Genomic DNA, 7,879 nt, shown 5'->3' with positions numbered 1-7,879 from the left:
GGGCTGTGAAGCCCGCGGCGGCGGCCGCCGGCGCTCGGCGGCCGCCGCCACCCCGCCGATCCGCGCTAGAATCGCCCGTTCCTTCACCCGGCGCGGGACGGCGGCGATGACCGATCGACTGGTTCCCATCGAAGGCAACGGACAGCGGCTCGACGGCGGCTCGATGTTCGGCAACGCTCCCCGCGCCGTCTGGGAGAAGTGGCTGCCGCCCGACGACCTGGGCCGCGTCCGGCTCGCGACCCGGGCACTTCTCCTCCGCGGGTCCGACCGGCTGATCCTCTTCGAAGCGGGCATCGGGCTCTGCTTCGAGCCCAAGCTCCGGGCCCGGTACGGGGTCACGCCCGACGACCGACACGTTCTTCTCGAGAGCCTGGCGCGGGAAGGCCTGTCGGACCGCGACATCGACGTCGTCGTCCTCAGTCACCTGCACTTCGACCACGCGGGCGGGATCCTCGCGGAGTGGCGCGAGGGGGAACCGCCCCGGCTCCTGTTCCCCAACGCGCGGTTCCTCGTCTCGAGGGCACAGTTCGAGCGGGCCCGCCACCCCCATCTGCGCGACCGGGCTTCCTATCTGCCGGAGATACCGGACCTCCTCGAAGCCAGCGGTCGGCTCGAGCTCGTCGACGGAGAGAGGAGCGACGCCACCGGGCCGTCGGTGCGATTCCACTACTCGGAGGGGCACACGCCCGGCATGCTGCTCTCCGAGATCGAGACGCCGGAAGGCCCCGTGCTCTTCGTCGCCGACCTCGCCCCCGGGCGGCCCTGGGTGCACCTCCCGATCACGATGGGTTACGACCGCTGGCCGGAGCGGCTGATCGACGAAAAACGCGAGCTCTTCTCGAGTCTGCTCCCGCGCGGCGGCCGGCTCTTCTTCACTCACGATCCCGACACGCCCTTCGCCCGCCTGGAGAGGGACGAACGCGGCCGCTTCACCGCGAATCCCTGCTGAGCCGCGGGGGCTCCGATGATTCGGCTCCGCGTCCATCCCGTGACCCCGCAGCGGCGTTTCATCTCCCGCGCCGCGGACGTGCTCGCGGATCATGGTGTGGTGATCGTGCCCACCGGCGGCGCGTATGCGCTGGCCGCGTTGCCGGGATCCAGGGCGGCGGTCGAGCGGATCGCGCGGATCAAGCGGATCGACGCCGACAAGAAGCTGTTCAGCCTGATCGTCCCCGACCTGTCGGACGTGGCCCGCTTTGCCATCGTCGACAACCACGCCTACCGAGTCCTGCGGCGCTTTCTCCCCGGTCCGTACACCTTCGTCCTGCCTGCCTCGCGCGAGGTGCCGCGGATCCTGCTCGCCCGGCGGCCGACGATCGGGCTGCGCGTCCCGGAGCACCCCGTCCCGCGCGAGCTGGCCCGAGCGGCGGGCGGAGCCTTGATGGTGACCACACTCCGGCTGCCGGAGGAGGAGTTCGCGCTGGCCGACCCGGACGAGATCGAACGGCGCCTCCGGAGCCATGTGGACGTGTTCCTCGATTGCGGGTGGGGCGGGGTGGAGTCGTCGACGATGGTGGACCTCACCTCGGGCGTGCCGGAGCTGCTGCGGGAGGGCGCCGGCGACCCGGAGCCGTTCCGCTGACCCGCCATCCATCCAGGGTGGTTCCCCTCCGCCCGCTGCTTTCTCTATACTGCCGCCGCGATCCGGTGGTGACCGCCGCCGCGATCCGGCCGGCGCGCGCCGCGCCGCCTCTGGAGAGAGGGGCTGCGCGGGCCCGCCGAGGGAGGATCTGGTGATGAACACGAACGGGCATCGGCGCCCCGCGGCGCGCCGGCTGGCCGCCGCGTTCGCGGTGGTCGCCTTCGCCGCGGCCGGCTTCGCCGGAGAGGGAGAGATCGGCCTGCAGATGGGCATCGTGAGTCCCGACCCGGGGCTTTCCGGCGAGCCCCAGGTGCTGGACAACCGATCGACGATGTTCGGCCTGCGCGCTGCCCGCCTGTTCGGCGAGCACTACGCGTGGTTCGTGGACGGCCTCTACGGGAACATCGGCACGTCCCCCGCGCTGGCCGACGACGCGAGAACGTGGGCGCTGAGAACCGGCTTCGACTTCTACTTCAGCCCGTACGACGACGATGTCTCCTGGTTCGCCACGCTCGGAGGGGGACTGCTCGACGTCGACCTCGGGGCCGTCGATTCGTTCGACCGCACCTTCGGTTCGCTCGGGTTCGGCTTCCGCTGGCTGGCCGGCGACACGACCAGCCTTCGCCTCGAGGCCCGGGCCGATCGAACGATCGGCGAATCGGGACTCGGGGGCAAGCGGCTGACCAACGCGCTCCTCACCTTCGGCATCGACTGGGGAGTCGGCGCGCCACCCGAGGACACCGACGGCGACGGCGTCTACGACCGTCGAGACCAGTGCCCCGCCACCCCGATGGGCGCGATCGTCGACAAGCGCGGTTGTCCGCTGGACGAGGACGCCGACGGAGTTCCCGACGGGATCGACAAATGTCCCGGCACGCCGGAGGGCTGGCCCGTCGATGACGGCGGCTGCCCGCTCGACAGCGACGGCGACGGAGTTCCGGACGGCCGGGACGACTGCGCCGGCACCCCGCAGGGAGCCACGGTCGACGACCGCGGCTGCCCCTCCGACTCCGACAGCGACGGCGTGTACGACGGGATCGACAAGTGCCCCGACACCCCGCAGGGTGCCTCGGTCGACGACCGCGGCTGCCCCTCCGACTCCGACGGCGACGGCGTGCTCGACGGTCTCGACCGGTGTCCCGGCACGCCGAAGGGCGCGCGGGTCGACAGCTCCGGATGCCCCATGGACGGCGACGGCGATGGCGTCCCCGACGGCCTGGACAAGTGCCCGAACACGGCGGCCGGCGTCGAGGTCGACGCCGAGGGGTGCGAGAAGAAGGCTCCTCCGCTGTTCGAGAAGGGGCGCAAGACCCTCGTCCTCGAGGGCGTCTTCTTCGAGGTGAATTCGGCGGATCTGAGCCCCGCATCCCTCGAGGTGCTCGACCGCGTGGCGGAGTCGCTGCTGGATTGGCCGAACGTGAAGGTGGAGATCGGCGGGCATACCGATTCCACCGGCTCGGCGGCGTACAACAAGCGATTGTCGCAAAAGCGGGCCGAGGCCGTTCGCCAGTATCTGATCAGCAAGGGCGTGGCCCCCGAACGTCTCACCGCCGTCGGCTACGGCGAAGAGAAGCCGATCGCCGACAACAAGACGAAGGAGGGGCGGGCCCGCAACCGCCGCGTGGAGCTGCGGAAGATCCGCTAGCCAGTGCGGTCCCGACCGGTGGAGACCCCGGGCTGCGGCCCGGGGTCTTCGCTTCCGGGATCCCCGACGGGCCGGCCGTCACGGTGGAGGCGGCCGACGATCTCGTTCCATCGACCTCGAGCGCCGCGGTGCAGCCATCGGCGCAGCAGCCCCTCGGCGCTGCGCGCGCCGCGGGGTGCATGATCGATCAGGAGGAAGTCGGCCCGGTACCCGGGGACGAGGGATCCCCGGCGGCGGAAGCCGAGCGCGCGCGCAGCCTCGATCGTGGCGCGCCGGTAGGCCTCGGCGGCGGTCGTCCGCGCGCGCCCCTTGTGCACGCGCAGGAACGATTCGATCACGTCGAGCAGGCACAGATCCGGTCCCGCTCCGACGTCGCTCGCCAAGCACCATCGCACGCCAGCGCGCCGGATCTCCTCGAGCGGCATCCGGCCGCTGCCGAGAGCCTCGTTCGAGGTCGGGCAGTGGACGAGCCACGATCGCCGGCGGGCGATCAGCGCCAACTCGGCACGCGACAGATGGATTCCGTGCCCCAGGAGGGTCCGCGGCCCGAGCAGCCCCGCTTCGTCGTACACCTCGGTGTAGGACCGCCCGAACCGCCGCTCGACCTCGCGCACCTCATCCCGCGTCTCGGCGAGGTGGGTGAAAACGAAGGCGCGGCGGGCGCGCGCGATCCGCCCGCAGGCCGCCAGCAGCTCGCGGCTGCAGGAAAGAGCGAAGCGCGGGGCGACGGCCACCGCGGTTCCGAACCGCCCGGCGAGCCTCTGGAGGCCCTGGAGGAGCGGTCCCCGCGCACCGGCGAGTTCCGGGGGGCCGAGATCCATCAGGGCGGGCCCGAGCCTCACCGAAATCCGGCGTTTCGCCGCCGTTTCGAGCGCCGGAGCGGCCGCCGCGGGGAACGGAGCGCCGAAGACGCCGGCGCCCGCGGTCCCCGCCTCCCCGAGCGCGCGGAAGAAACGCTCGGCCGCCTGCGCCGCCCGGCGCGGGTCCCGCAGGCCCGCCTCGGCCGGGAACACACGGCGCTCGAGCCATGCCAGGAGCGGTTCCCGGTGGCGGCCCGCGAGTTCGAGCTGCGGGAGATGCACGTGCGGATCCCAGAATGCAACCACCACCATCGCTCGGGCTCCGCCCCCGATCGCCTCGGCCCGCGCCCAGGTGCGGGTGGCCTTGCCGGCATGCACGATGGTCCCGTCCCGGCGGAACACGAGCAGGCCGTCGCGGACGTCACGGACGCCCCCCTGGGGAAGGGGCGTGAGGAGCCGGCCGCGCACGGCGCGCAGGTACCGAGCCGGCGCGCCGCTCACGGCGGGAAGAGCGTGCCGCGGCCGAGGATCCCCTGGGGATCGAACGCCGCCTTGGTGGCCCTCATCGCGGCCAGCGCCTCCGGCGGGTACATCCGGGCGAGCGCTTGCCTCCGGAGCTTTCCGATGCCGTGCTCGGCCGACACGGTGCCGCCGACCTCCACCGCCGCCTCGAGGAGACGCTCGTGGAGCCTGCGGCCTGCTTCCGCCTCGTGTTCGCTGGAAGGGATCAGGTTGACGTGGAGATGGTCGTCGCCGGCGTGGCCGAACACCACGTACTCCATCCCCGCTTCGTCGAGGATCCGCCGGTAGCGTTCCAGCAGGCCGGGGAGACGTCCCGGAGGCACGGCCGTGTCGGTTCCGAGCTTGCCGAAGCCGCGCCGGGTCACCGTCTCGTTGACCGCGGCGGGGAGGGCGTGGCGCAGGGCTCGGAGCCGGCGGCGGTCCTCCGCCTCGCCGGAGAGCCACGATTCCGGCGAGGCGCCGTGCCGGTCGGCCAGCGCCGCGTACCGGTCCAGGAGATCCTCCGCGTGCCCCCCTCGCGGGAGCGGTTCGTCGAGGACCACCGCCGCCTCCGCCCCCTCGGGCACGCGCTCGCCGCGCCGGGCCAGCAACCGCAGTGACGCCGCGTCCAGGAACTCGAGGGAGGCCGGGGAGACGCGACCCTCTCCGCGCCGGGCCGCCGCCACGAACTCGAGGGCCTGTCGTTCGCTCGGAAAGGCCAACAGGCCGGTGATCCAGCCCGGCGGCCGGGGCCGCAGCGCGACGGTCGCCTTGACGATCACCGCCAGCGTCCCCTCCGACCCGACGAGAAGGTCCACGGCGTCCGGGCCCGGATGGTAGCCCGCCGCGTTTTTCCGCGTCTTCGGAGGCGCCCAGTTCGGTGCCGGGACCACGAGCCGGTCCCCCGAGACGGTCGGCAGTTCGAGCCGACCTCCGCGGGCGACCGACTGCCCGCGCGCCAGCCTGACGATCCGCCCGTCGGGAAGGACCGCCTCCACCGCCCGGACCCAGGCCCGGGTGGGGCCGAACCGGAAGCTCCGGGCACCGGAAGCGTTCGTCGCGAGGGTCCCGCCGAGGTAGGCGCCCTCCTCGGTAGGATCCGGAGGGTAGAACCACCCCGCTCGCTCGGCTTCCCCGTGCAGCTCGGCAAGGGGGACACCCGCGCCGACCTCGACGAGGGCTTCGCCGCCGGCCCGGGCCGGAGGGAACGGACCGCACCGCCGGAGACGGTCCGTGGCGAGGACGACGCCACCCAGCGGCACGCGCCCGCCTGTCACGCCCGTGCCGCCACCCGACACGGTCACCGGGATCCCCTTCGCGCAGCAATCGGCCAGGAGCTCGGAGACCTCGCCAGCGCTCTCGGGCCAGACGACCTCGTCGGCGCGGCCGTGCAGGGCTCGGCTCGCGTCCTCGAGGTAGGCGGCCAGGGCATCCGGATCCCGAGCGCGTCTCATCGGCGCATCGTAACCCGGGCTCAGGCGCGGCGTCGCGCCGGTCAGTCGTGAGACGGGTTCTCTCCGACCTTCAGGATCGCGTGGTCGATGGCCCGGTCGAGGGCCTGCAGGATGTCGGTCGGAGGGCCCTGGTCCTCGAGCCGGCGCGCGAAGCTGGAGGTGCTGTGGTAGTAGAGGGCGGGCACCCGGTTCAGCGCGAGGCAGTACATGTCCTCGACACATTGCTGGCAGCGGCAGATCTCCGGACACGCGGCGAGCTTCTGCTCGAGCATCCGGCAGGCGAGGACCTCGACCGCGTTGCGGATCCTGTCGAGCGACATGCCGAGCGCCACGCGCATCTCCGCGAGGGAAGAGGAGCGGGGACGCGGCGGCTCGTCGTACTCCCTGTGCTGGCGGCGTCGTTCTCTCACGGGGCTGTCTCCCGGACGGCGGGGCGGCCCGTCCACCCCCCCGCCGCCGGCCCCCGGGGCGGAGGGCTCCGCTCTCGACGTTCGGTCCCGGAGGCGCGGGGGTCAAGTGCGGTGAAAGGGGAGCCTCCCGGCCGCGCGGCTCCCTCGAGGCCCTTCCCCGCCCGCGCGGCGGCGCTGGCGGCCCTCCTGTTCCTCGCCGCCGCCGCCCCTGCCGTGGGCCGGCGGGACCTCTGGGCGCCGGACGAGCCGACCTACGCCCTGAGCGCCCGGGAGATGATCGAAACCGGCGTGGTGGTCGCCCCCCACCTCAACGGCGAGCTCTATGCCGAAAAGCCGCCGCTCTTCCTGTGGCTGATCGTTCTGGCCTCGCTCCTCACCGGAGGGCCGGGGCAGGCCGCCGCCGTCCTCCCCTCGGTCCTCGCGGCTCCGCTCGCCATGCTGGCGGCTGCGCGCATCGCCTGGCTATGCGATCCGGAAGGACGGCGCGAGCCGCCGCTCCTCGCCGCGGCGATGTTCGCCGGCAGCTACCAGGCCTTCTCGCAGGCGACCGTCGGCCAGATCGACATGGTCCTCTGCGCGCTCACGGGTTGGGGATTCGCGCTCCTTTTGGAGGGGAGCGGCCTGTCGCCGGACCGCCGACCGCGCCCGGCCCTGGTGAACGCGGCCTTTCTCGCCTTCGCCCTCGCGACGCTGGCCAAGGGTCCCGTGGGATTGCTCGTCCCGCTCGGGGCTTTCGCGGCGGGCGCGATCGCCGCGCGGCGTCCCCCGTGTCTCCGCGCGCTGGTGAAGGTTGGCCCCTGGGTGGTCTTCGCGGCCGTCGTGGCCGCCTGGCTCGTCCCCGCGGCCCTGTGGGCAGCCGCTTCCGGCGATCCCGGGCGCCGGTGGCTTTCCGATCTGCTCTTCCGCCAGACGGCCGTGCGCTACCTGAACCCATGGCACCACAGGAGGCCTTTCTGGTACCTCGGCGCGGCGCTCCTGTACGACATGCAGCCCACCGTGCTCTTCGTGATTCCCGCGATGTGGGCGCTTCGCCGGGGGGACGGGCCGAAGGCGGGGAGAGTCCTGCTCGCCGCCGGCCTGCTGTTCGTCGTCGCGTTCTTTTCGATCTCCCCCGGGAAGAGAGACATCTACCTGCTGCCCGCCTACCCGCTCGCCGCCGCGCTCGCCGCCCTCGACGCGTCGCGCCGGCTCGCCACGGGCCGGCATGGATCTCTGCGGCTCTCGGCCGCGGCCTCCGGAGCGCTGTTCGCGGCGGCAGCGGCCGGCGCGCTCCTCGGACTCGTGCCGGCACCGGATCCGGGAATCCGCACGGCGATCCGGTGGCTGGCTCCCGCGGCCGCGGTGGCGGCGGCCGCGTTCCTGACCGCCGCGCGGCGCCCCAGCGCCGCCCGGCTCGGCGCCGGGGACGCCGCCGTCGGCGCCGCCCGCCGGCTGGAGGGATCTCGACCCTTCTGGGTGCTCCTGAGGAGGAAACACCTCCCGTCGCT

The 7,879-nt window shown here is 73.2% G+C and carries 7 protein-coding genes; 4 read left to right on the top strand and 3 right to left on the bottom strand.

Translation table 11 applies throughout. The features are described from left to right. The first annotated feature begins 106 nt into the window (after positions 1 to 106). The 3 genes from D6718_04700 (at position 107) to D6718_04690 (ending at position 3,227) form a co-directional block, all read left to right on the top strand. Entirely contained in the window at positions 107 to 949 is an 843-nt protein-coding gene (locus D6718_04700) for an MBL fold metallo-hydrolase (GenBank protein RMG46891.1), read from the top strand. 15 nt (positions 950 to 964) lie between these two features. Beyond that, a complete protein-coding gene (locus D6718_04695) occupies positions 965 to 1,582 on the top strand; it encodes a threonylcarbamoyl-AMP synthase (GenBank protein ID RMG46890.1) in 618 nt (205 codons plus the stop codon). Between the two features lie 265 nt (positions 1,583 to 1,847). Beyond that, complete coding sequence (locus D6718_04690) at positions 1,848 to 3,227, top strand: OmpA family protein (GenBank protein ID RMG46892.1); 1,380 nt, start codon at positions 1,848 to 1,850, stop codon at positions 3,225 to 3,227. Here the strand turns inward: D6718_04690 and D6718_04685 are convergent. Genes D6718_04685 through D6718_04675 form a run of 3 tightly spaced genes read right to left on the bottom strand, consistent with a single transcriptional unit; the run spans position 3,224 to position 6,392 of the window. After that, positions 3,224 to 4,528, bottom strand: a complete 1,305-nt coding sequence (locus tag D6718_04685; protein ID RMG46889.1) for a hypothetical protein — start codon at positions 4,526 to 4,528, stop codon at positions 3,224 to 3,226. The two genes, D6718_04690 and D6718_04685, sit on opposite strands and share 4 nt — an antisense overlap. Beyond that, positions 4,525 to 5,982 carry an FAD-binding oxidoreductase gene (locus D6718_04680; protein RMG46888.1) on the bottom strand — a complete coding sequence of 486 codons (1,458 nt, stop codon included), beginning with the start codon at positions 5,980 to 5,982 and terminating at the stop codon, positions 4,525 to 4,527. The genes D6718_04685 and D6718_04680 overlap by 4 nt, the downstream gene beginning before the upstream one ends. 41 nt (positions 5,983 to 6,023) lie before the next feature. Beyond that, positions 6,024 to 6,392 (bottom strand): hypothetical protein, encoded by a 369-nt coding sequence (locus D6718_04675; protein ID RMG46887.1) that lies wholly within the window; start codon positions 6,390 to 6,392, stop codon positions 6,024 to 6,026. Positions 6,393 to 6,503: 111 nt separating this feature from the next. On the opposite strand from D6718_04675, the gene D6718_04670 reads away from it, so the two are divergent. Beyond that, positions 6,504 to 7,879, top strand: a 1,376-nt coding sequence (locus D6718_04670; protein RMG46886.1) for a phospholipid carrier-dependent glycosyltransferase, incomplete at its 3' end; no start/stop codon positions are given.

This window comes from Acidobacteriota bacterium, assembly GCA_003696075.1.
Taxonomy (GTDB): domain Bacteria; phylum Acidobacteriota; class Polarisedimenticolia; order J045; family J045; genus J045.
The sequence above is the reverse complement of the archived record's forward strand: the minus strand, read 5'-3'. Positions and strand labels throughout refer to the sequence as shown.

What these genes read in the sequence shown, in the direction of transcription:
- D6718_04690 (RMG46892.1), top strand. Translation starts at nt 1,848, where the DNA reads ATGGGCATCGTGAGTCCCGACCCGGGGCTTTCCGGCGAGCCCCAGGTG.
- D6718_04700 (RMG46891.1), top strand. Translation starts at nt 107, where the DNA reads ATGACCGATCGACTGGTTCCCATCGAAGGCAACGGACAGCGGCTCGAC.
- D6718_04695 (RMG46890.1), top strand. Translation starts at nt 965, where the DNA reads ATGATTCGGCTCCGCGTCCATCCCGTGACCCCGCAGCGGCGTTTCATC.
- D6718_04680 (RMG46888.1), bottom strand. Translation starts at nt 5,982, where the DNA reads ATGAGACGCGCTCGGGATCCGGATGCCCTGGCCGCCTACCTCGAGGAC.